Consider the following 22765-nt stretch of genomic DNA (forward strand, 5'->3'; position numbering starts at 1 on the left):
TATGACTCGTCTCCTGCGCTCCCCGGTAACGAAGGTGCTACTGCTGTTTGGGGTGGTTTTTGTGGCCCTGGTCGCCGTGCCGGTGGCTGCGCAAACGGACACCCTGGCTGCGCGCAGCGCGGTTGCCGTTTATCGCGACCTGCTCAATCCAACGCTGAACACGGTTGACGTTTACCAGATCCGCGGCGTTTCCGTGGACCGTGAAGACCTGCACGTCTCGTTGAGCGACGGCATGATCGGGCTGATGCAGTCGGTTGAAGGCCACGTGACCGGCGCCATCTTTGAGGGCCAGGGCGAAGTTCTGCTCATCGCGCCGGACCGCGCGGAACGGACTTCACTCGCGCTGTTCACCGGATCAGCGGTGCTGGAACAAAAATTCGGCTCAGCCTACTTCCGTTTCTTCGACGACAAGCTGGTGGAGGAACTGCGGGCCGGGTTTCGCAAAGCGGAGCCGGCCGACGTCCAGGAGTTTGTCGCCCGCTGGCAGCAACCGGCGCGTGATCTGGCCCAGGCCGACGGCCTGCATATCCTGCAAGCCATGACCAACCGGGGGGAGACTACGGCGACATTTTTGCACGTCCGCTTGGGCGGAACGGCGCTGGGGATCTTTGACCTGTTTTATGACGGAAGCGCGCGCGAGCAGATCAGCGTGGCCCAGGCGTCCGTGAACCAACATGGAGCTTACGTTGACACCTGGGCGTCTTTCCCTCAGCGTTCCGCCCGCCGGGCGGGGGCCGGCAGCCCGCCGCGGCCGCAGCTGGACTTTTCCGACTACCAGATTCGCTCGCACATTGATCCGCCCACGGACTTGAGCGCGGAGGCCGAGTTCACCATTGTTCCGCACGTCGCAGGGCAGCGCATGGTCATCCTGGAGCTGTCTCGCCAACTCCGCGTGAGTGAGGCCCGCTTGAATGGCCAGGCGGTGGAGTTCATCCAGAATGAAGCGGTCACCGGCAGCAACCTGGCACGCCGTGGCGACGACCTGGTGGGCCTGGTTTTTCCCCAGCCTCTGGAGCGGGACCGACCGGCGCGCGTTCTTCTTAAATATTCCGGCCCGGTGATGTTTGATACCGGGAGCGACGTGCTCTACGTGGGCGCGCGCGGCACCTGGTATCCGAATGCAGGGCCTGTGTATGCCAATTTCGATCTCACGTTTGACTATCCCGACGAGTGGTCGCTGGTGGCCACCGGCAAGCAAGTCTCCAGCGAAGTGAACCAGGGCCGGCGGACGTCGCGCTTTGTCACCGCCAAGCAGATCGCCCGCGCGGGATTCAACCTGGGGAAGTTTGTCACCGCCGAATCGTCGGTGGGCGGCGTCACCATCCAGGCGCATGCCGGCAAGAACGTGGAGGAAACCCTGGCGGTGAAAGAGCTGCGCGCGGGCCATCGTCCCGAGCCCTCACGCGAGGTGAAGGCCATCGCCGCCCAGGCGGCAACCACGGTGCAGTTTCTCTCCAACGAACTTGACGAGTTTCCTTATACCAACCTGGAAATCACGCAGCTTCCCGGAATGCTGAGCCAGTCCTGGCCTGGACTGATTTACCTTTCCAGCCTGGCGTTTCTGGACCGCGACGAACGCCGCGCCGCGGGCATCCGCGACCCCTATGTTGACCTGCTGCTGAGCAAGTTGATGCTGGCGCATGAAACCGGCCACCAGTGGTGGGGCGACGCGGTGGACTGGGTGTCTTATCGCGATGAGTGGATCATTGAGGCGCTGGCCAATTACAGCGCGCTGCTCATGCTGGAGAAACAGGACCCGCAGGCGATGAAGATCGCCCTGGACTACTATCGCGCCGAATTGCTCAAGGAAACCAACAACGGGCCCATCGCTGACGCCGGGCCGGTGACGCTGGGACCGCGGCTGACGTCGTCAAAATTCCCGGAAGCGTATGAGCGCGTGTTGTACGGCCGCGGGACCTGGCTCATCCACATGCTGCGGAGCATGCTGCGCCAGGCCGGCGGCGCCAACAGTGATGCCCTGTTCTTCGCCGCGCTCAAGGGGTTGCTGGACAAGTCACCCAACCACAAGATCTCCACCCATGATCTGCAACTGGCGTTTGAGCAGGTGCTGCCGGCGTCACTGCATTATGAAAAAAAGAAATCACTGGAATGGTTTTTTGATAGCTGGGTGAACGGCGCTGCCATTCCTCAGTTCACACTGGCGCAAGTGAGCCTTACGCCGGTAGCGGCCGGGAAAGTGCGCGTCAAAGGCGTGATCAAGGAAAGTCACTCGTCCAAAGACCTGGTAACCGCGGTTCCCATCTATGCGGTTAGCGCGCAAGGCAAGGCACATTTTCTGGCATTTGTGTTTGCCGACGATCCTGAAACCGATTTCACGCTCACGGCACCGGCTGGGACCAAACAGGTTGTTCTGGACCCGGAGAACACGCTGCTGCGGCGGTAAGAAATTCTCTAGCGCAGCACGCGGTTCCTGTGGGAGGATGACAGGCTCGTGTCAGGAGGCCTATGCGTCGCGTTGCCCTTGTTCTTGCCGTAGTTTCGCTATTCGCAGCAAACAATCAGCTTTGCGCTCAGAGCCAGCCGCAACCCTCGCCCCAACAATTCACGCTGAAAGCCACGCCGGCTACCGTGGCCTGGGGCTATTACGACGCCGCGGCGCCGCCCGTCCTGCGGATCCATTCCGGTGACACAGTGCAGTTTGACACGCTGATCACCAACAGTCCCACGGGACTGGAGCGCGCCGGGCTGCCGCCGGAGCAAGTTCAGCAGAGCCTGCGAGATATCTACAAGGAAGTGACGAATAAAGGTCCGGGTGGGCACATCCTGACCGGCCCTGTCTATATAGAAGATGCCGAGCCGGGCGACACGCTGGAAGTCCGCATCCAGAAGATTGATCTGGCTATCGCATACGCCTACAACGCGTTCGGACCGACGCGCGGCTTCCTGCCGGAAGATTTTCCCTATCGCAAGATGAAGATCATTCCCCTGAACCGCGAGCGCATGGTCGCCAAGTTTGCGCCGGGAATCGAAATCCCGCTGCATCCTTTCTTCGGCAGCATGGGCGTGGCGCCGCCGGAAGCGTACGGGCGGATTGACAGCGCGCCTCCGGGCAATCATGCCGGCAACATGGACAACAAAGAGTTGGTGGCGGGGACCACGTTGTTTCTTCCCGTCCACGCGCGCGGGGCGTTGTTTGAAGTGGGCGATGGCCACGTGGGACAGGGCAACGGCGAAGTGGACATCACCGCGCTGGAAACGTCCCTCGTAGGCACGCTGCAGTTCATTGTGCACAAGAAGACGGGGCAGAAGTATCCGCGGGCCGAGACGCCGACGCATTACATCAGCATGGGGTTTCACCAGGAGCTGTATGAAGCCACCAAGATGGCAGTCCGCGAGATGATTGAATTTCTGGTGGCGGAAAAACATCTGAGCCGCGATGACGCCTACATGTTGACCAGCGTGGCCGGCGACGTGGACATCACCGAACTGGTGGATGGCAACAAAGGCGTGCACGTGATGATGCCGAAAGCCATCTTTGTGAAATAGCACGCAACCTTGTTTTGAGATAAATGACCGCATGAAATTGCTTATTCGATGGCTGATCAGCACGGTGACCCTGATGGTGGTGGCCCACTTTGTCACCGGCTTTAAGGTGGACGGATTCGTGGCCGCGTTGATCGCCGCGCTGGTACTGGGATTAGTCAACGCTACGCTGGGTTCGCTGCTCAAGCTGCTGACGTTTCCGCTGACCGTAGTTACGCTGGGGCTTTTCCTGATCGTGGTCAACGCGGTGCTGCTCAAGGTGGCCGCTTATTTCACGCCTGGGTTCACGATTGCCTCGTGGAAGGCGGCGTTCATCGGGGCGATTTGCGTCAGCCTGGTTTCGACGTTTCTGCACTGGATCATCGGCGATAAGCGCAGAGAAGAGCGCGCTTAGCAAGCGGATGCACATACGATGAGAAATCTTTTATTGCGCTGGTTGATTGAGTCAGTATCTTTGCTGATTGTGGCCAACGTTGTCCCGGAATTTCGCCTGTCCGGTTTCTTTGCCGCCATGATTGCCGCCGTGGTCTTCGGCTTCATCAATGCCACGCTGGGTGTGATACTGCGGTTCCTTACCTTTCCTTTGACGATCATCACTCTGGGACTGTTTCTGATTGTGGTGAACGCCGTGCTGCTGAAAATCGCAGCGGCCATCAGCCCGGGATTTGAAGTGAAATCCTGGAAAGCCGCGCTGATCGGCGCCCTACTGCTGAGTCTTGTTTCAACGGTGCTGAACTGGCTGCTGTTTTGACGTTTTAGGAGACTACCTTGACAGCTTTGCGATCGTTTGCACCCGGCTCGCAATTTCTGCGGCTGGATTTTCCTGAAACAACCGTATCGCGGCGATGCCCGCTGCGCCTGCGTCCAGACAGACTCGGGCGTTTTCCAAAGTGATTCCGCCCAGCGCCAGCACGGGGACTGGTGACGCTTCAGTCCGCGGGCGATGGCAGGCTTGCCTGAGCTGCTCCAAACCATGTGGATTGGCTTGGCCGCTCTTTTCAAATACAGGACCGAAGACGATGAAACTCGCCCCTTGTTCGTCGGCGGCGGCGACTTCCTCCAGAGAGTGCGTGGAAACTCCGATGACTGCGTTCGCAGCCCCGGCGCGGACGAAGATGCCGCGCGCATCGCCGGGCGCGAGATCGCCCGCCGGAAGATGCACGCCGTGGGCGCCGCAGGCCAGCGCAACGTCGCAACGCGAGTTGACCAGCAGGCGCGTGCGCGAAACGGCGGGGATGCAGCGAGATGCTTTCGTCGCCAGAGCTTCCAGTTCGCGGGCGCCCAGGTCTTTTTCCCGCAATTGAATGTAGTCCACGCCGGCCGCGGCGCATTCGGCGATCTTGGCCAGCACGCGGCGCTCTTTTTCGGCGGCGTCGCCGGGAAATTGTTTACGGTCAGTGATGTAATAGAGCAGCAAGGTTTCCCCTCGGGCGTAGAGCGGTCAAAATCCGACTTTCAATATAGCGCAGGTGACGGCGGCTAACGTTTTGCAGTAGAACGGGGTCAAACCACTCGGGCAAACCAACATGCGTGAGTACTCCCTTCGGGTGAACGGAAAAGTCAGAAAGGTGACGGCCACGCCGGACACGCCTTTGCTCTGGGTGCTGCGCGACGAACTGCAGTTGACCGGGACCAAGTACGGTTGCGGAGTGGGCGTGTGCGGAGCGTGCACCGTGCATGAGGACGGCGCGGCCGTGCGTTCCTGCCAGGTGAGCGTGAGTTCGGCGGCAGGCCGGGGGTTCACGACCATCGAAGGACTTTCCGCCGCCGGCGACCATCCCTGCCAAGCCGCCTGGGTCGAAGAGGACGTTGCGCAATGCGGCTTCTGCCAGCCGGGCATGATCATGGAGGCCGCGGCGCTGCTGAAGAAAATTCCCCGGCCGAGCGATGCCGACATAGACAACACCATGTCCCACCACGTGTGCCGCTGCGGCACATACCAGCGCATCCGGCAGGCCATCCATCGCGCGGCGGAGATGCAGAGCGGCAAAGCCAACGCCGAGGTCAAGCCATGAGCGTCACCCGGCGAGAGTTCCTTCGCGATGGCAGCCGAGCGGCGGCGGGAATTGTTTTGGGCTTTCACTTTGGTGTGCGCGGAGCGCACGCAGCTCAAAGCTCGGTGGAGTTCGCGCCCAACGCCTACATTCGCATCGGCGCGGACAACGTGGTGCGGCTGTGGGCCACGCGGTCGGAAATGGGTGAAGGCGTGCGCACCATCCTGCCCATGGTCCTGGCCGATGAGCTGGGCGCTGACTGGGAAAAAGTGGTGATCGAACAAGCCGCGATGGAGCCGCGATTTAAAGGCATACGTCTGCGGACCAGCGGCAGCGGCTCGGCTGCGGGAACGTGGCGTCCGCTGCGCAAAGCGGCGGCCACTGCGCGTGAAATGCTGGTCAGTGCCGCGGCGGAGAAGTGGAATGTAAGCGCCGATAGCTGCCGCGCGGAGAAGGGCTCGGTCGTTCACACTCCTTCGGGCCGCAAGTTTACGTTTGGCGAACTCGCGGAGGCGGCTTCGCGCCTGCCGGTCCCGGCTTCGCCGAAATTGAAAGACCGCAAAGACCTGCGTTTGGTCGGCACGCGGATCAAGCGCCGCGACAGCAAGGCCATCGTCAGCGGCGCTGCGATCTACGGGCAGGACGTTCGCCTGCCCGGAATGCTGCATGCGGTCATCGCCCGCTGCCCGTATCTCGGCGGCAAGATGGTGTCGTTTGACCCCGCGCCGGCGTTGAAGGTTGAAGGCGTGAAGCACGTGGTGCCGGTGAAATCGGGATTTGCCACCGGCGTAGCGGTGGTTGCGATGAATACCTGGGCGGCCATCAAGGGTCGCGAGGCGCTGAAGCCCGTGTGGGACAAGGGTCCGAATGCCGGCTTTGATTCCGACCAGTTCACGCGGCAGATGGAACGCGCGTTCGGTCAAGACGGTTTTCCGCTGCGGCGCGAGGGCGACGCGCCCAAAGCGCTGGCAGCGTCGCAGAACGCTTCGCAGAGAACTATGGAGGCGCTCTACGAATATCCGTTTCAGGCGCATGCTCCGCTGGAGACGATGAACTGCACCGCCGAAGTACGTGAGTCGAGCTGCGAAATCTGGGTGCCCACGCAAGCGCCGGAAGCTGCGCAAAAGGATGCCGCCAAGCTGCTGGGAATCGCCGAAGACGCGGTCAAAGTGAATGTCACACTGCTCGGCGGCGGCTTTGGCCGCCGTCTGCAAACCGACTACGTTCCTGAAGCGGTGGAAATATCGAAGGCCGTGGGCGCGCCGGTGCAGGTGATGTGGACGCGCGACGATGACATGAAGTACGGCTTCTTTCATCCGCCTAAGCTGGAGCGCCTGCGCGCCGCGCTCGACGACCAGGGTCTTCCCGTGGCGTGGCATCACAAGTCTTCCGGACCGCATTTGTCGCTGCTGGGGCCGTCGGCGGAAGAGAAGAAGAATCCCAACTACTTCGCCGATGACGGCATGCTGTGGGGATCGTTTGATAATCCTTACAACTTTGCGCATCACTGGGCGGACTACGTACTGGTGGAATCGCCCGTGCCCACCGGGCCGTGGCGCGCGGTGATGTATCCTTCGACCGTCTTCGCCCGCGAATCGTTTCTGGATGAAATCGCGCACGCCGGCAAACTTGACCCTATCGAACTGCGGCTGCGTTTGCTGCAGCCGGGCGACATGCTCGACCTGAAAGCAACCATGATCAACCGCGCGCGTTTGATCGCCGTGTTGCGGCTGGTCGCCGAGAAATCCGGCTGGCCTGCCGCGCCCCGCGAAGAAGCGGGACGGCTGTGGGGACGCGGCGTGGCCTGCAACGTTTACGACGGCGACTGCTACGTGGCGCAAGTGGCCGATGTTTCCCTGAGCAAAGATCTTTCTGACATCAAAGTCCATCGCATTGTCTCCGCTATTGATTGCGGCCTGGTGCTCAACCCGCTGGGACTGGAAGGCCAGACGGAAAGCGCCATCGCCTGGGGCATGACGCCGGTGCTGGGCGGCAAGATCAACTTCAAAAACGCGCAGGCGCAGGAGCATAGCTTCGCCGACTTCAAAGTCCCGCGCATGAACCAGGCGCCGCGCGTGGAAACGTATACCATTCAAGGCGCCGACGCGCCGGGCGGGTTTGGCGAGACCGCCGTCCCCACGGTGGCGCCGGCCATCGCCAACGCCATCTTTGCGGCGACTGGGAAAAGGGTGAGGCGGCTGCCGATTCGTTTGTCATAGCGCTCCGCTTTGCTGCGCGCTGGCCTCCGGCACAGCGGAAGCATTGCGGTCGGCATAAAAACGTCCGCGACGGTTGCGGCTTTTGCACAAGTTTTCCACATCCATAAATTTCCTCTATCCTGCCGATAATCTTATTTAATTGGCCGCGCCGCAGGCGCTCGCGATACCCTATAATTTCAGGTTCTACGCGCCCAAGATTTTCCCAAAAGTCATTTACAGTTTGCGGTGTTAAAAAATTTCCAGGAGAGCCATGTCAAACGAACTGCGCAACTTCCTTACCCTCTCGTACGACGAACTGGAAGCCCTCAACCTGAAGGCCAAAGAGCAGCGCAAGAACCGCGTGCCCATGCATCGCATCCAGGAAGAACGGCTGAAGTACCTGACGGACGAAAAGCGCATCAAGGCGGTCACCGTCCTGTTCAGCGACCTGGAAGGCCGCCTGCACATGCTGGACTACGACAAAAAGTTCCTCATCAAGAGCTTTGACAACTTGACGTTTGACGGCTCGTCCATCCGCGGGTTTACCGCGCAACGTGAATCCGACCTTCGCCTGCACATGGACTGGAGCGCCTTCTACTGGGGACCGTCAGACATTTTTGGTCCCGGTAAAGTCCTGGTCTTTGGCGACGTGATTGACAAAGGCGGCGAGCCTTACGCGGCCGACATCCGCGGCCTGCTCAAGACCTTTGCCGCCGAGATGTTCAAGAAGGAAGGCTACACGCTCAACGCCGCCAATGAGATTGAAGGCTTCCTCTTTCAGGGTACTGACGCCGAGCGCCGCTACCACGAAACCGGCAAGTTCGAATACGTAAACACCGGCGGCTATTACCACTCGCTGCCCGGCGATCCGCTGCGCACGTTCATTGACACCACGGCGGAAGTGCAGCGGGCGATGGGATTCCAGAATGAAAAGGACCATCCGGAAGTTGCGCCAAGCCAATTTGAAATCAATTACGGTTATGGCGAAGTGGTGGCCGCGGCCGACCAGATCCAGCTTTACAAACTGATCTGCCGCCAGGTGGCCACGCGCATGGGCTTTACCGCCAGCTTCCTGCCCAAGCCGGTGGTGGGCGTGAACGGCAGCGGCATGCACACCAACGTCTCCATCAGCAAAGAAGGCAAAAACCTTTTCTGGGACCCCAAGGGCGAAGAAAAACTCAGCAAACTGGGCTGGGCCTTCACCGACCGTATCCTCACCCACGGCAATGACATCTGCCTACTGCTCAACCCCAGCGTGAACGCCTATCGCCGGCTGGATCCGCACTTTGAAGCGCCCAACCAGATCAAAGCATCCGCCGTGGACCGCGGGTCCATGATCCGTATCCCCATCGGCAACGAGAAGAGCATGCGCGTGGAAGTCCGCTCGGTGGCGCCGGACGCCAACGCTTACATGGTGATGTACTCCATCTTCAAGACCGGCATCCAGGGCGAGACCTCCAAGATCAAGAACCTGCGCCAGGCCGAACGCTACCTGCCGGACAACATCTACACGGCCATTGACAACTTCAAGAAATCCGGCTGGACAACCAAACTCTTTGGCGACGACGTAAAAGGCCGCTACGCCGACTTGAAACTGGCGTCAGCCGACCGCTGTCCGCGACTGCTGGGGACGTTCGTGAAAGCTCCGGAAGTTCAGTACCACCACGACGTGTACAACCAGTTCTTGTGGAACATGTTTTAGAAAGAATGTTCAACCAGGCACCAAGGCGGGATGCCGGCCATCCCGCCTTTGCTTTTTGGCAAATGCTTTCAATCGCTACTACTTGGGAATCGTGTCGCCGTGCTCGTCTTTGTCCTCCTGCGCGTTGGTATTCGCTCCCGGACCAACACCGGTTTTGCCGGGATGGTCGGGAATGTTGACCAGGGCTTCGCCAACGTTGTTGCTGAAATCCGATTCCGGCAATTGATGGCAAATCGGCTGGCCGTCTGCGGGATCAATTCTTTCCAGGAACCGGCACGGCTCGCCCGGCGCCGGCTTGAATGGCGGGTTCACGGTAATGCGAATGATGTACTGGCCCGGAGGCACAACCGGCTGGCCATCGCCGCCATCGAGAACGAAAAACTGGCCGCTGAGAAAGAAGCGGTAGGTATCCGCCCAACCGTGGCTGATTCCCTGGTTGCCCGGAATGCCGACCGCGCCACAGTTCCTGAATTGCGGGCTCTTCGGCGGCTCGCCGCCGGTGGACGTGGGAACAGGATCGGTGTCCAGCATGCAGAAGCCTTTTTTCGCCGCCTTCCACACAAAGCCGCTCTGCGGATCAACCAGCTCGTACTGCGCGTAATGGCGGAAGTGGTAGTGGTGATGGCAGGTTGCGAACTCAAACAGGCCGTCGTTGGCGGCGACGTGGGCGTTGGGGTCGCCGACGATGATGTCGGCATCTCAGACGTTCGGCGTCTCCACGGTAAAGCGGATGATGGTCCGCAGTCCGGGTGTAATGCCGCCTTCTTCCACGCTGCACGCCGTGGCGTCCATCTGCTCGTCGCGGACCACCCACTGGCTTCCCAGCAACTTGCTGTTCACCACCAGGTCGGGCAGGCCGGTGGTGTCCGGCTGGCTGTTGGGGCTTTGCGGACTCTGCGCGCTCAGCGCCAACGGCAGGGTTAGAAACAGGCTGAGGACAAACAATGTGACGCCAAGGTATTTGACGCCAAGCAATTTCAAGGTTTTCACGGGGGACTCCTTTCAGCGAAAGCTGGTCGCCGCGCGGTATGTTAGCCATGAGTGAGGCACAACGCAAACGGAGGGCTGGAGCCGGAACCTATTAACCATCTCGCCAATCACCACCAAGTTACTCCCACCCCCACCCCTCCCCTAAGGTGCGTGTTGCAAACACAGGCTTTATTTCATTCGACCCAACGGTCACCCAACTGTTTACTAACTGATAAAATTTACCGCTAACTCGCTGATAGTTTGACACTTAAACCGCAAACTCAAAAGCGCCCGGTTCGGCTGATTGCCGAGTGCTGACTGCTGAGTGCTTCTTGTCAAAGATCGATTTCCCGCGCCGCCTGGGCGGCCGGGCTTTTGCCAACTACCAAATACTAAGTACTAACTACCGTCTTCGCAGTATATCGTAATTTGTTCGCCTTTGCAAGTTAAGAGTTATTTAGCGTGGGGCTGATTCGCTGACGCCAGGAAATTACCGCCGGGGCTTTTTACCCTGCTTGGCCAGTTCCTTCCTGCGCTCTTCAGCCTGAATGAACACATCGTCCGGGTCGCGGAGTTCCTTGTCCCGCGCGTCTCGAATTTTGCCAAACCGGTTCACGTCGTCGGTTTCCCTGGCGTGGATCGTGTCCAGCGCCTCTTCGTTGATTTCAGCCTGCAACTCTTGCGCGAATGCCTGGTGCAGTTTGCTGAATTTGGGCCGGGTAACGCCGCTTTCCTGTAACTCGCGGCAGAGGGCCACGATTCGCGCAAAAGAAAGGTTCAATCGGTACAGGATGCGATAAATCCGGGCCTTTTGTGTGACATCAAGGTCAGCCATTGCGCCTCCTTGCACGTCTCGAAAGTGCCGTCCCTGGCAAGAAAGATGCGGGCTTCAGCCCCTGGAAACCGCAACTACATTTTCACGCGGTCACGGCACTAGTGTCGTCCATTTGATCTGATTAACAAATGACCGATAGATCATATTGTTGGGCGATTTGGCAGACGAGTTCGGCAAGTCCGAAAGGCCAAGGGCCTCAACCAAACCGTTTACGCTGAGAAAGTAGGGACTGACCAGGCAACCGTTTCCCGGATTGAGAATGGCAAACAAGAACCGTGCTTGCGGTTCATTGAACTGCTGGCCATGGGCCTGAAGACGCCCCTCGGAGAACTGTTTAGAGACTTATGACATGCTATGGAGTCGAAGGGCCTCTCAAAACACAGACACGTGTCCAGCGCCGGAGAGCGCAAAAGAGTCGGTAACGGTGTTGATGAGTGCCTTTGGGGAATCCGCGCATCAGCTTTCGGACTACCCATTCATAAGTCCCGCCAGGAACCGAAGTTGGTCCAGCGCCGGAGAGCGCGAAAGAGCCTAGCCCAGGTGCGTAAGCCCTGGGTAAGGGTAGCGGAACAAATGATTCTTTCCTCACGCCGTAGGCCCGCGTGCAGCGAAGCGGAGCGCGTCAAAGCAAAAAGGGCAGGCAGTGAATGGCGCTGCCGGGTCAAATTGTCATTTCTCGCGTTTGTAAATGCGCAGCTCTCCGCACACGCGAGCCTGTTGAGCCAAAAGCGAAGCCAGTCTTTCCGCTTCTTTCGCGTTTGTCTCTTTGTAAGGAACTCCAGTTATGTTTGCGTGTGTCGCCTCATCAGGTATCACGTCCAATGCAAGAGTGCGAACTCTGCCAACGTGCAAGCTTAGAACCCCATAGCATTTTGAGAAATCTTCACGGGACTGTTCAGGTGTGCAGTTCCAATGTACGGACAGTCCAGACTCGATCTCATCTTCACGCAAGAAAAAAGCCTCCGATAGTTCTTCTTGCTGTCCTTTGCTTCTAAGTACACGATAGACGATTACCGAACACTCAAAGGGTGGGAAATTTGCGCTTGCGGAAGACATTCTGTTAGGCGAGCCATCCTAATCTCGCTGCAAGCGTGCGCGCATCGAGCGGCTCGACTTCATAAACCTGGCCAGATTCGTAGTACAAGTAAGATCTAAGATTGGGACGGCCCGCAAAATTTGCCCGGACAACTTTGTCGGGCGTCTTCCAGATTAGGCGAATGCCTCCCGAATTTTCTACAACTGCAGTCGGCTTCATAAGCGTTGCAGAACTTGGATGCTCCGCTCTGAGTAGATTGTAAGCGCCCGCAACTGTCTTCAAGCAGTTCCAATAAGCAAACTCGGTTGCCCGAGGTTCATCATCATCTTGTTCGCCATTTCTTAACAAAAATACTTGCTCAAAAACCTCTGAGTATTTCTTGTCCAAGACGCTTACGGTTGTTGTTGTCGGAGCGGTAAGAAATATTCCACCCGATATCGGCTGGCTTTCGACTCTCATGAAGTAGTGAACCATAGGACCCAAGCCAGAGAACAACCCTGCTGACGGGGTTTCAAACAGGGAGGGCCGAATGCTACCAAAGTGGTATTGAGCAATTTCGTCAAAACCTGGAATAATCGCGGTGGCTTCCATGGGAGCGACTACGCAGTTCGCGATTTTGCTGACACCCCAGCACGCAAGGACGTCGGCCTCAAGGCTCACCGTTTCTGTTGCATCCGCAGGCGGCTCTCCCGACAGAAGACTGCTCAACGTAGCGCCCGTTCCTTGCAGTGGGGGTGTCGTAATCTTGAGAGTCTTGATCGATGTTAAAGCTTCATTTGTCAAAGAGTTCTCCCCCATTTGTTGTGGGCTTCGGCCGTCGTTATTTCCGCAAACCCACGCACAATCCATTCGTGGGCAAGATCCAGCCATGTGTCCAAATCCGAAAAATCAGATTTCGCCTTTCCCCTGGAGGTTAACTCGACTTGGAGAACTTCTTTGTTATCGCTCGCGCGAGTACCCTGCTTTATAGAAACTCTCAGGGTTCCTTGGTCATCTGGCATGTCAAACCACACATCAGCGTTCATCGATCGCGGCGCCGTCAGTAGGTTTCTCTCAGTAGCCGGCTGCAACCGCACGAGCCCAATGTCCTTGGTAAGTAACTCGAGATATTTCTTGTCTGCTTCGTGTAGATGGTTCACGTATGTAACTTCGTACCGGGTCGCAGTCATTTGGCCGAGGTCATTGTTCTTCACAAATGCGCGAAATTGCTCAAAGTTTTCCCTAAATAACGCCCGTGCTGCTTCGAAGTGCGGGTATTCGTCCTCGTCTTTGATTTTCCGCCAATTGTGAATGAAAGCATCTTGCTGCAATTGCATTATGTATCTGTCGTCACTGGTAATCATGAACGTGCGTCTCAGAGGTAAGAGGGGCAGCGCGAGCAATTCGACAATGCTTTCGTTTAGCGGGGGATAGTCCTCGTGCTTTGGATACTGCTTTCGATTTGCGATCCAGAACTCACCAAAGTGGACTGTTCTTAGCCCCGTGAGGGGAGCGAAAAACGCGCTTATTGCAACCTCAACGACGGGAGGCTTCTTAAAATCGGGCAGAGATCTCGACGCCAAGGCCATTCCTCCCGGAGCAAGGGGGGAAGCTCCATTACATTGTTTTCTTGTAACCATTCAAGTTTAACACATGAATTCTCATCCCGAACGTGCGTGAACTCAGGTTGGTAATGGCATCGCTACCTACACGCTAGAGGCTCAGACCATGCTCGGACACAACCTCGTTCCAAAGTATAGGGATCCCTCGCGCTCGGGATAAAGAAGAAGGCTCAGGCAGCATCACCGCTTATCGTGATACTGCACCGCTTCCTGCACGCCGATCCAGATATCAATAATCCCCAGTCCGGAGATGGCGCCGCGGACAAAGCCGTGTTGCAGGGCGCTTTGCAGCGCCGGCCAGCGCTCGATCATGCCCTGGTCAAACCAGTTGGGCGCCCACGGCAGCGTGACCAAGGCCATGCCCACCACCAGGCAAAACAGGCAGTAGGTGACGGCGAACATGCGCTGCATCCACACCGGCGGCTGCATCTCCTGCTCAACCGGCGGAGGCCCGGGGGGCGAATCGAGATTCAAGGTAGGGTTCAAGATGGTTTTGGGTTTGGTGGCCTTGGATTCAATGCTTCTTGATTCGATGCTCTTTGATTCAACGGTCTTTGATTGAACGATTCAACGCCGCAAAGAAGATTCTACGCTTTCAAGGCCTTGATGCGGCTGGCCACGTCGCGGAAATCAATGTTGGAGCCGTAGACTTCCATGAAATTGGCCAGCGCGGACTTCTTGTCGCCGGAAGCCTCAAAGGCCGACGCCAGATCATAGTAAACCGAGCAACGGCTGCCGGAATCCATGCCCGGCAGGGTGAGGGCTTTCTGGTACCAGCGCACGGCGGCTTCGGGCGCGCCTTTGTCCACCAGGCACTGCGCCAGCCAGGTGTAGGCCTGCACCGGCTGCGAGAAGGGATGGCCGCGGTCAATGGCGTGGCAGACTTTTTGCAGTTCGCCGATGGCTTCATCGAGCAGTCCCATTTCCTTGAACGCGATGCCCAGGTTGTAGTGGGTTTCCGGATCTTCTTCCGGCTCCGGAGCGCCGGCCGTTTCTTCCTGCAGCTCATTGAGGATGTCATTGAGCACGTTGGCGGATTCGGCGTCCTGCATGTCGCCGTTTTGCGCGACTGGTATGGCGCGTTCTGAAACTGAAGCCGCGGCGTGCGCACCCGGCGACGTGCTTTGCCAGCGGGCGGGCTGCTCCGGCTGGCCTTGCGGGCGCGGAACAAAATCCGCCAGATCGGATTGTTCCAGGTCGTGCAGGAAGTCGTTGAGAATGTCTTCGGTGGATTGCCCGGCCATCGCGGCCGAAGGCGGCGCGGCTTGAGGCGGCGGCATCTGCAACACCGGCGCTTTGGCCGCGGGCGGAGCCGGCGGCGGAACGGCGACTGGCGGAACTATTTCAGGCGGAATATCCAGGACCGCCGAATCGTCCGGCGACAGTTTCACCGGCACTTCTTTTAATTGCAGTTCATTCGCCGGCGCTTCGGGTTCATGGACCACGGCGTCTATCGGCGCCAGCTCCGGTTCAAAGTGAGGTTCTGCAAAATGTGGTTCGGCAAAGCCCGGTTCAGCAAAGCTTGGGGCGGGCGGAGCGCCGGCTGCGGCCCGGTTGCGTCCCGCAGCAACCTGGGACATGAGCTGGGTGACTTCCGGGGCGTCCGGCGCGAGCTCGGCCAGGTTGAGGACGGCGGTTTTGGCTTCGTCCCACATCTGTTGCGAGATGTAGAACTGAATTTCCTGGACTTTGTCTTCAATGGCGTAGAAGGTGCTGGATTTTCCGGCGGCGAACACCGGCTTCAGGTCGGGTTGCAGATCATGATCAGGCTCCGCATGCGGCGGCATGACCTCCAGCTCCGTGTGGAAGGAAACTGTCTCCGTTTCCTCGTGTTCCACGGAGAGCATGCTCTCCCATTCGTCGGACTGATCAGCTTCTTCCACGTCCGCATGCGCGTGCACGGGCGGCGCATGTTCGGTCGGCGTCGCGAAGTCAGCCACAACCGGCAACGCGGGCGGCGGGACGGGCGCCTCATGTACGGAAACCGGAGGCAACGATTCATGATCGGCGAGGAGAGGCTCAGCAACGTCAAACGAAAATTCCTGGATGGACGCGGCTTCGGCGCCGGCTTCAGGAGAACCCACAGCGGGCGAAGCAACCTCTGGCGCAACTCCGAGCTCTACGTGCGGAGCGGTCTCCACGTGCGCGTCCGGCGCGCGGCTCAATGGTATCTCCAGCGGCGAGAACCTTTCCGGTTCAGGCCTGACCGGCATGGGCGGAGGCGGTGGAGGTGGCGGCGGCGCGCTGCGCATCGGGACCACGGCGGCGGGTCCGGACGGCGCGCGGAGCGCGTACTTGCGGTGCGCTTCCAGATATTTTGCCGATTCCTTGCTGTGGCCAAGTTCCAGGTAAACGTCACTCAGCACCTGGCAGACGCGCGCGGCATCCGCGTAGCGTTCGGCGCGGGCATAAAGAGTGGCCAGGCGCTGGTTCACCGTGATGTCACGCGGGGCCAGCGGCAACACGGATTCCAGCGGCGCAATGGCCTTCATGGGAACGTTGTAAGAGACGAACAGCTCGGCGTCCGTCAACGCGGCTTCCAGGGCGCTTTCCACCGGCGGATCGTAATGCTGCTGCACCACCGCGGAATCCTGGTCCAGCTCTTCCACCATGAACGCCTGGGCGGCTTCCTCCGGCGTAAGGATGCGCGTGGCGGAATCTTCGCCCAGCTTGGCTTGCATCTGGCGGAAATTCTGGGTGTGCAGCGTGTTCTCCGGCTCCATCTCAGAGAGTTGCTGGTAGAGGTCGCGGGCCGCGGCGAACTCGCCCTTCTTCGCGCAGGCATTGGCTTGCAGCTCCAGGATCTCAGCGGTTTGCGACGTGTCTCCGGCCTTCTGCAACAGGCTCTGCATCAGGGCGAGGGACTGCGGATCGTCCTTGATGCGGGTCATCAGCGGATGCAAGGCGTCCTTGAGCATGCCCGGGCTGGCCTTGACCAGGCGGTCCGCGTACTTGTCATAGAGCTTGAGGGCGCTGTTCACGCGATTGTTGCTGGTGTACCACTGCGCCACGGCGGCCACGCCGCTCGCGTCGTTGTGCAAAGTGAGCAACTTTCCGGCGATGACTTCCATGCCCGCGGCGTCGCCCGATTGCTGTTTGATGCGGAGCAAAGTTTGCAGGCCGTCCGGACGCGAATCCAGGTCCGGCACCTGCTCCAGGTAGTGGACGGCGGAACGGTTGTCGCCGGAATTGGCGGCAATCATTCCCCGCAGCATCAGCGCGGCGGTGTTGGTGGGATCGAGGGTAAGGACTTTGCCCAGGGCTTCCTCGGCTGCGTCGTACGACCCGCGGGAATGGAGCGATTCCGCGGCGGAGAAATAGATGTTGCGCGCTTCTTCCTTTTTCCCCAGCTTCATGTACAGGTCGGCCAGCTTGGACTGGGTATGCACGTTCTCCGGGTCCAGCTCCAGGATTCTCTGGAAGACCCGCGCGGCCTGCGGATTGTCGCCCGCCTTGAGCAGATGGTCGGCCACCTGCATGAACTGCTGGCGAGCGTCGTTAAAGAGGCCCTGCTGGGTGTAAAGCTCGGCGAGCTTGGTGATGTTGTCCAGGTTCCCCGGACTGATCTTGGTCAGCTTTTTGTAAATCGCAATGGCTTTGACGGTGAAGCCGTTCTGCGCGTACTGGTCGGCGACGTTGCGGAAGTAGTGCGCAGCCTGTTCGTTGTGCCCCACCCGCGCGTAGAGATCGCCGATGGTGTTCAGCACCGTCAGGTCTTTTGGGTCTTCTTTGATGACCTTTTCGTATTCGGCAATGGCGTTCTGCAGCTTCCCCTGCTGGACAAACTTCTCCGCAGAGGCGAGCACCTTTGCCTTGTTGAAACCAAAACCGAGCGCCATAGTTTAGTCGCTTTGACCAAGAGCGCCTGTCGAGTGCCGGGGGAGACCACCAATAAGCGCGATTAGGGGCTAAAGTACCACAGAGAAACGGGTAAACCCAAGTCACATAGGTGAATCGTTAGTGCATGTCGGTTATTTACCTTAAAGGTTCGGCATTATCCCCTAAAACCCGCAAGCCAAAGGGAGCCTTACACATGATAGCGGAGATTGGGGCAGCGGTTTGCCTGCGGCGTGCTGTAGCGGCGAGATTCGCCGGGCAATTTGGCAATTTAACGATATTTGGCCCGGTTCCTGAACTCCCGCACCAGCAGCTCCAGGAATTGCTCGTCGCCCGCGGGACGCGACTCCGGCGGAATGTTCAGCCGCGCGCTGATCATTTCTGCGATCTGCCGCGCGTTTTGCCAGCGGACGTTGCCGGGAATATCCAGCCGGCGCGCCAGAAAAGTTTCAATCAGCTCGGCTTCCTGCAACGTGAGTTGCGCCGCCTGAGGAATGGCGAAGTCCATGCCGGCGGGAGTGTTGAAAAAAACCTGAGATTCGCGGTCAGAGCTCTCATGCACCACCAGCGTTCCGGCAACGTAGTCGCCCAGGCGGCGATGCTTTTCGTTCAGCAGCATGGTCACCACGCCCACTCCGTAAAATCCGGGCATGTAGTCAACAATCCGGACCAGGTTGCGGGCAATGGCCTCAAATGCGTTGATGGGCCGGCCGGAATCTTTGATCACGCGGATTCCCGCCCAGCGTTTTCCCGGCGTCTGCCCTTTCCACACGATTTCAAAGATCGCGTAGTAACCCCAGTAAATAGTGAAGATGCAAAGGATGAAGATGGCCGTGACCCACACCGGATACTTGGATCCAAAGATGGACGCGCCGCCGGAAAAGATCAGGAGCAGAATGAGCAAAACAACGAAGGCCACCACCTGGATCAAGGTATCCAGAAAGACCGCCATGAAGCGGCTGCCGACCCCGGCCAGCATGAACTCCAGATGCACTTGCTCCGGAGTATCAATGGTAAGCTTGTCCACGTATGATCTCCACGTACTGGCTGGAAAAGCGGCAAAGCCACTGGACCCGCCTGGAACGCCTGCTGGACCAGGGCGCCGGCCAGGGACTGAAGTCGCTGACCCGGCTGGAACTGCAGGAGCTTGGGTTACTTTACCGCCAGGCGGCTGCCGATCTTTCCACGCTGCGCGAAGATCCCAGCGGGAAATCCTATGCCCGCTCTTTGAATCTTCTCCTGGCGCGCGCCCACAATACCATCTATGCCGGACAAAAATCGAGCCCCTGGAGCATCGTCCGGTTCTATCGTTATACCTATCCGCAAATCTTCCGCCGCAATCTATACCTCATCAACACAGCGTTCTTGTTGTTTGTAGTTGGCGGGCTGGCGGGAATGTTGTTGTCCATTACCCAGCCGGAATTCATGCACCTGTTTCTGGGCCCGCGGATGATGGAGAGCATTGATCACCACAAAATGTGGACGGACTCAGTCGTCGCCGTGAAACCCCTGGCGTCGAGCGCCATCATGACCAACAACCTGGGCGTGTCTTTCTTTGCGTTTGCATTCGGCATCACTGCTGGCATCGGGACCGTCTACATGATGGTATTCAACGGCGTGTTGATCGGCGTGATTGGCGTCGCATGCTGGCTGGGAGGCATGAGTCTCTCCCTGTGGAGCTTTGTCGCGCCACACGGCGTGCTGGAACTGCCCGCCATCTTCATTGCCGGCGGCGCCGGACTGCGCATCGCCCAGGGCATGCTCTTCCCCGGCTGGCTGCCGCGTCGCGACTCGCTGGCTAAAGCCGGTGGCGAAGCCGTTCGTCTCCTGCTGGGCACGGTGCCGACGCTGATCGTCGCCGGGATGATTGAAGGCTTCTTCTCACCGTCAGCGTATCCGCCAGCGCTGAAGTTTGCTGTGGCGGGGATGGTAGGCGCGATTTTCTTTGGGTATCTGTTCTTTTGTGCGAGAGGCGGGGAGGAAAGCCGGGAGGCTCTCAGCACACCTTAATTCGCTCGAATAAGCGCGGGTATAATAAGAACGATGGCTGACCGCACAATTCACATTTCAGAGACGGAAGCTGCCACCAGTTTTGCGTCACTGTTGGCCCGGGTTCGCGCTGGCGCGGAAGTTGTGATTGAGCACAACGCTGAACCGGTGGCCGTGCTGCGCGCGACTGCTCCGCTACGCCGAACCATCTCCGCGTGTCTAGCTCTCCTGCCACAGGAATCCACTGGCACCATCGATGCCGATTTCGCGAAAGATGTGGAAGCCGCCATTGAAAGTCATCGCGAACCGATCGAGCCACCCGAATGGGAGTAATTCTCGACTCGACGGTCCTGGTCGCGAAAGAGCGCCAGGGCAACAGTGCACGACAGGCTCTGACTGCCGTTTCTTCCCACATTGGCGATACAGAAATTGCGATATCGGCGATAACCCTGTTGGAACTAGCTCATGGGGCGGCCCGCGCCAATACGCCGGAGCGAAAAGCGACGCGTCAACAGTTTATCGAGGATCTGTTGAAGGCAATCCCGGTTTATCCCGTCTCAGTGGCAATCGCTATCCGAGCGGGACAAATGGACGGGGAGAACCAAGCTCGCGGAGTCCGACTTCCACTCTCAGACCTGTTGATTGCTGTGACGGCGCTTGAAGCAGGGTACAGTGTGGCCACCGTTAATGTCCGTCATTTTCGTCTGATCCCGAACCTTGACGTAATCCAATTCTGACCTCAGTCTGCAGCGATTAACTAAATCAAATTCCTCTCCTTCACCTTCAAATACTGGTTTACCAGCGCCGTGGTCAGTTTGTTGGGAGAAATTTCCAGCGCCAGCGCGCCTTTGTTGCGCACGCGGCTGATCAGCGTTTCCCGTCGATGGACCAGTTCCTGGGCCGCCGCCACTTCGAACATTTCTTCGGAGTCTTGTGGATAGCGATTGGCCAGCGCCAGCAGGTCAGTCTGGGCGATCACCGAAAACAGCAGCAGGTGTTTGGACAAAACCCGCGACGCGCTCTCAATCACCTCCGGCGTCATGGAGGTGTCCGCCAAATCGGTGACCCAGATAATCAGCGAGCGCTGCTTCTGCATCTGCAGTAGCGCCGCCGCAGCGCGAAGATGGTCGGCTTCCGCGGGTTCTTCGTGGGCTGACGCCAGCGCTTCCAGGACCACGCGCATGTGGGAGAGGCCGCGTCCCAGAGGCACGCGCTGCTGTATGTTGCGGCCGTAAACCAGCACGCCGACGCGGTCGCCGGAGTAGAGCGCAATCTGCGCCAGCGACAGCGCGGCGTTCACCGCCAAGTCCAGTTTGCTCAGCTCGCCCACGCGCGCGCGCAGCAAGCGGCCGGCGTCCATCACCAGCCACACGGCCTGACTGCGTTCCACCTGGTAGAGCTTGGTCACGTGTTTGCCGCGGCGGGCGGTGGCCGTCCAGCAGATGTTGCGGAACTCGTCGCCCGGCTGGTATTCGCGCAGGCTTTCAAACTCGCGTCCCACGCCGCGCTGGCGGATCAGGCGTTTCTCCAGCTCAATCTGCCGCGCGCGCACCAGATACATGTTGTGGCGCTTGGCGTCTTCCAGGTCAGGATAGACGCGGATTTTCTGCGCCAGGTCGGCGCGCGCCCAGCGCTCGGCAAAACGCGCTCCGCTGCGATAGTTCAGGTACGCCGCGCCCAGCGCAACGTCGCCGCGCTCCAGCGGACGCACGGTGTACTTCGCCGACCCCGCTGACTGTGCGGCGACTTTGATCTCTACTTTCGGCGGGGCATTACGAAGTGACGGAGGCACGTCGTCCACGACGCGGCACTCCAGATAGGCGCGGCCAAAGTTCTGGACTTCCAGCTCTACGTCCACATCGTTGCTGAGCGAAGGCGGTCCGGCCCACGATCGCTGCACCAACAGTTGTTTCGGTTTAGGCAGACGCGCCAAGTCCACAGCCCAGGCCATCAGCGCGCACAGGTCCCACGCCGCCATCACCAGGAGGAACCGCTTGTCCCAGAACGCTGGCACGGCCCACAACACTCCCAGAATGACCACCAGGAAAAAGCGTGGTCCAAATCCCCAGGCCATCCGCCGGGTGCGGCGGGCCTGCACGATCAACGGCGGGGGCGCCAGCGCGGTTTCTCTGGGATTCGCCATTTACTTGGGCACCGCTACTGAGCCGATGATCTCCGCCAGCGCGCGGTCGCTGTCCAGGCCTTCCAGTTCGGCTTCCGGCTTCATCATCACGCGATGGCGCAACACCGGCATGGCCGCGGACTTCACGTCGTCCGGGATGAGATAGTCGCGGGCTTCCAGCGCCGCCATGGCCTTGGCCACCATCAACAGGCTGATGGCCGCGCGCGGGCTTGCGCCCATGGCCAGCGCGGGCCAATCGCGCGTGCGCCGCACAATCTCCACGATGTACTGAAACAGCGCCGGCTGCACGGTGGTGTTCCGGACTTCCGCGCGGGCCTGGGCCAGCACGTCGGTGGGCAGCACCGCGATGTTGACGGCGTCCAAATTATGCGAATCAAAGCCCTGATGATGGTTCTGCAGGATGGTGACTTCCTGCGCGGCATCGGGATAGCCGATTTTGATCTTCAACAGGAAGCGGTCCAATTGCGCTTCCGGCAGAGGATAGGTGCCTTCAAACTCGATTGGGTTCTGCGTGGCGAACACGGTGAAAAACTCCGTGAGCTTGTGGGTAGCGCCGTCAATGGTGATCTGGCGTTCTTCCATGGCTTCCAGCAGCGCGGCCTGTGTGCGCGGAGGCATGCGGTTGATCTCGTCGGCCAGCAGCAGATCAGTGAACAGCGGCCCGCGGTGCAGCGAGAACACGCTGGTGGAAAGGTTCAGCACGTTGCTGCCGATAATGTCCGCCGGCATCAGGTCTGACGTGCATTGCACGCGCCGGAATTCCAACTCGAAAAGCCGGGCAAAGCATTTGATGACCAGCGTCTTGGCGATGCCGGGGACGCCTTCCAGCAGCGCGTGGCCGCCGCACAAAATGGTAAGCAGGCAGTGGTTGATCAGTTCTTCCTGCCCAACAATGACTTTGGCCAGTTCGGTTCGTCCGTGCGTGAGCACCCGGGACACGTTCTGCATGGGTGGTAG

Annotated in this window: 22 protein-coding genes; 11 read left to right on the forward strand and 11 right to left on the reverse strand. The window is 59.2% G+C overall.

Annotated features, from left to right (window positions below):
• The first annotated feature begins 1 nt into the window (after position 1).
• The 4 genes from LAO20_11760 to LAO20_11775 all read left to right on the forward strand — a co-directional run bounded on the left by LAO20_11760 (position 2) and on the right by LAO20_11775 (position 4255).
• Entirely contained in the window at positions 2–2404 is a 2403-nt protein-coding gene (locus LAO20_11760; GenBank protein ID MBZ5532097.1) for a hypothetical protein, read from the forward strand.
• Positions 2405–2466: 62 nt separating this feature from the next.
• Positions 2467–3507, forward strand: a complete 1041-nt coding sequence (locus LAO20_11765; GenBank protein ID MBZ5532098.1) for an acetamidase/formamidase family protein — start codon at positions 2467–2469, stop codon at positions 3505–3507.
• 31 nt (positions 3508–3538) lie between these two features.
• Positions 3539–3898 carry a phage holin family protein gene (locus LAO20_11770; GenBank protein ID MBZ5532099.1) on the forward strand — a complete coding sequence of 120 codons (360 nt, stop codon included), beginning with the start codon at positions 3539–3541 and terminating at the stop codon, positions 3896–3898.
• 18 nt (positions 3899–3916) lie between these two features.
• Entirely contained in the window at positions 3917–4255 is a 339-nt protein-coding gene (locus tag LAO20_11775; protein MBZ5532100.1) for a phage holin family protein, read from the forward strand.
• 12 nt (positions 4256–4267) lie between these two features.
• Here LAO20_11775 and LAO20_11780 read toward each other — a convergent pair whose 3' ends face one another.
• Entirely contained in the window at positions 4268–4921 is a 654-nt protein-coding gene (locus tag LAO20_11780; protein MBZ5532101.1) for a thiamine phosphate synthase, read from the reverse strand.
• 109 nt (positions 4922–5030) lie between these two features.
• On the opposite strand from LAO20_11780, the gene LAO20_11785 reads away from it, so the two are divergent.
• The 3 genes from LAO20_11785 (at position 5031) to LAO20_11795 (ending at position 9398) form a co-directional block, all read left to right on the forward strand.
• Positions 5031–5519, forward strand: a complete 489-nt coding sequence (locus tag LAO20_11785; protein ID MBZ5532102.1) for a (2Fe-2S)-binding protein — start codon at positions 5031–5033, stop codon at positions 5517–5519.
• Entirely contained in the window at positions 5516–7717 is a 2202-nt protein-coding gene (locus LAO20_11790; protein MBZ5532103.1) for a molybdopterin-dependent oxidoreductase, read from the forward strand. The genes LAO20_11785 and LAO20_11790 overlap by 4 nt, the downstream gene beginning before the upstream one ends.
• 250 nt (positions 7718–7967) lie before the next feature.
• Positions 7968–9398, forward strand: a complete 1431-nt coding sequence (locus LAO20_11795; GenBank protein MBZ5532104.1) for a glutamine synthetase family protein — start codon at positions 7968–7970, stop codon at positions 9396–9398.
• A gap of 78 nt (positions 9399–9476) precedes the next feature.
• Here LAO20_11795 and LAO20_11800 read toward each other — a convergent pair whose 3' ends face one another.
• From LAO20_11800 to LAO20_11810, 3 genes are all read right to left on the reverse strand, one after another.
• Positions 9477–10088, reverse strand: coding sequence for a hypothetical protein (locus LAO20_11800; GenBank protein MBZ5532105.1), 612 nt, complete (start codon positions 10086–10088; stop codon positions 9477–9479).
• A gap of 9 nt (positions 10089–10097) precedes the next feature.
• Positions 10098–10388: a hypothetical protein gene (locus tag LAO20_11805; protein ID MBZ5532106.1), complete on the reverse strand. Its 291-nt coding sequence runs from the start codon at positions 10386–10388 to the stop codon at positions 10098–10100.
• 469 nt (positions 10389–10857) lie between these two features.
• Positions 10858–11202 carry a hypothetical protein gene (locus LAO20_11810; protein ID MBZ5532107.1) on the reverse strand — a complete coding sequence of 115 codons (345 nt, stop codon included), beginning with the start codon at positions 11200–11202 and terminating at the stop codon, positions 10858–10860.
• 135 nt (positions 11203–11337) lie between these two features.
• Here LAO20_11810 and LAO20_11815 point away from each other — a divergent pair, with 135 nt between their 5' ends.
• Positions 11338–11550: a helix-turn-helix domain-containing protein gene (locus LAO20_11815; protein MBZ5532108.1), complete on the forward strand. Its 213-nt coding sequence runs from the start codon at positions 11338–11340 to the stop codon at positions 11548–11550.
• A 712-nt stretch (positions 11551–12262) separates the two neighbouring features.
• On the opposite strand, the gene LAO20_11820 is transcribed toward LAO20_11815, so the two are convergent.
• The 5 genes from LAO20_11820 to LAO20_11840 all read right to left on the reverse strand — a co-directional run bounded on the left by LAO20_11820 (position 12263) and on the right by LAO20_11840 (position 18703).
• Positions 12263–12946 (reverse strand): hypothetical protein, encoded by a 684-nt coding sequence (locus tag LAO20_11820; GenBank protein ID MBZ5532109.1) that lies wholly within the window; start codon positions 12944–12946, stop codon positions 12263–12265.
• Between the two features lie 71 nt (positions 12947–13017).
• On the reverse strand, positions 13018–13857 hold the full coding sequence (locus LAO20_11825; GenBank protein ID MBZ5532110.1) for a TIGR04255 family protein: 840 nt from the start codon (positions 13855–13857) through the stop codon (positions 13018–13020).
• 162 nt (positions 13858–14019) lie between these two features.
• Positions 14020–14325 (reverse strand): hypothetical protein, encoded by a 306-nt coding sequence (locus tag LAO20_11830; protein MBZ5532111.1) that lies wholly within the window; start codon positions 14323–14325, stop codon positions 14020–14022.
• A 101-nt stretch (positions 14326–14426) separates the two neighbouring features.
• Positions 14427–17678 (reverse strand): tetratricopeptide repeat protein, encoded by a 3252-nt coding sequence (locus LAO20_11835; protein ID MBZ5532112.1) that lies wholly within the window; start codon positions 17676–17678, stop codon positions 14427–14429.
• 269 nt (positions 17679–17947) lie between these two features.
• Positions 17948–18703 (reverse strand): RDD family protein, encoded by a 756-nt coding sequence (locus tag LAO20_11840; protein MBZ5532113.1) that lies wholly within the window; start codon positions 18701–18703, stop codon positions 17948–17950.
• 2 nt (positions 18704–18705) lie between these two features.
• Here LAO20_11840 and LAO20_11845 point away from each other — a divergent pair, with 2 nt between their 5' ends.
• From LAO20_11845 to LAO20_11855, 3 genes are read left to right on the forward strand one after another with little or no spacing between them, the layout of a single operon-like run.
• Positions 18706–19686 (forward strand): stage II sporulation protein M, encoded by a 981-nt coding sequence (locus LAO20_11845; GenBank protein ID MBZ5532114.1) that lies wholly within the window; start codon positions 18706–18708, stop codon positions 19684–19686.
• A gap of 33 nt (positions 19687–19719) precedes the next feature.
• Positions 19720–19998, forward strand: a complete 279-nt coding sequence (locus tag LAO20_11850; GenBank protein ID MBZ5532115.1) for a hypothetical protein — start codon at positions 19720–19722, stop codon at positions 19996–19998.
• A complete protein-coding gene (locus LAO20_11855; GenBank protein ID MBZ5532116.1) occupies positions 19989–20402 on the forward strand; it encodes a PIN domain-containing protein in 414 nt (137 codons plus the stop codon). The genes LAO20_11850 and LAO20_11855 overlap by 10 nt, the downstream gene beginning before the upstream one ends.
• A gap of 20 nt (positions 20403–20422) precedes the next feature.
• On the opposite strand, the gene LAO20_11860 is transcribed toward LAO20_11855, so the two are convergent.
• Entirely contained in the window at positions 20423–21808 is a 1386-nt protein-coding gene (locus LAO20_11860; protein ID MBZ5532117.1) for a DUF58 domain-containing protein, read from the reverse strand.
• Positions 21809–22756, reverse strand: a complete 948-nt coding sequence (locus LAO20_11865; GenBank protein MBZ5532118.1) for a MoxR family ATPase — start codon at positions 22754–22756, stop codon at positions 21809–21811.
• Positions 22757–22765 lie beyond the last annotated feature (9 nt).

Source organism: Terriglobia bacterium (assembly GCA_020072815.1).
In the GTDB taxonomy this organism is placed as follows: domain Bacteria; phylum Acidobacteriota; class Terriglobia; order Terriglobales; family Acidobacteriaceae; genus Angelobacter.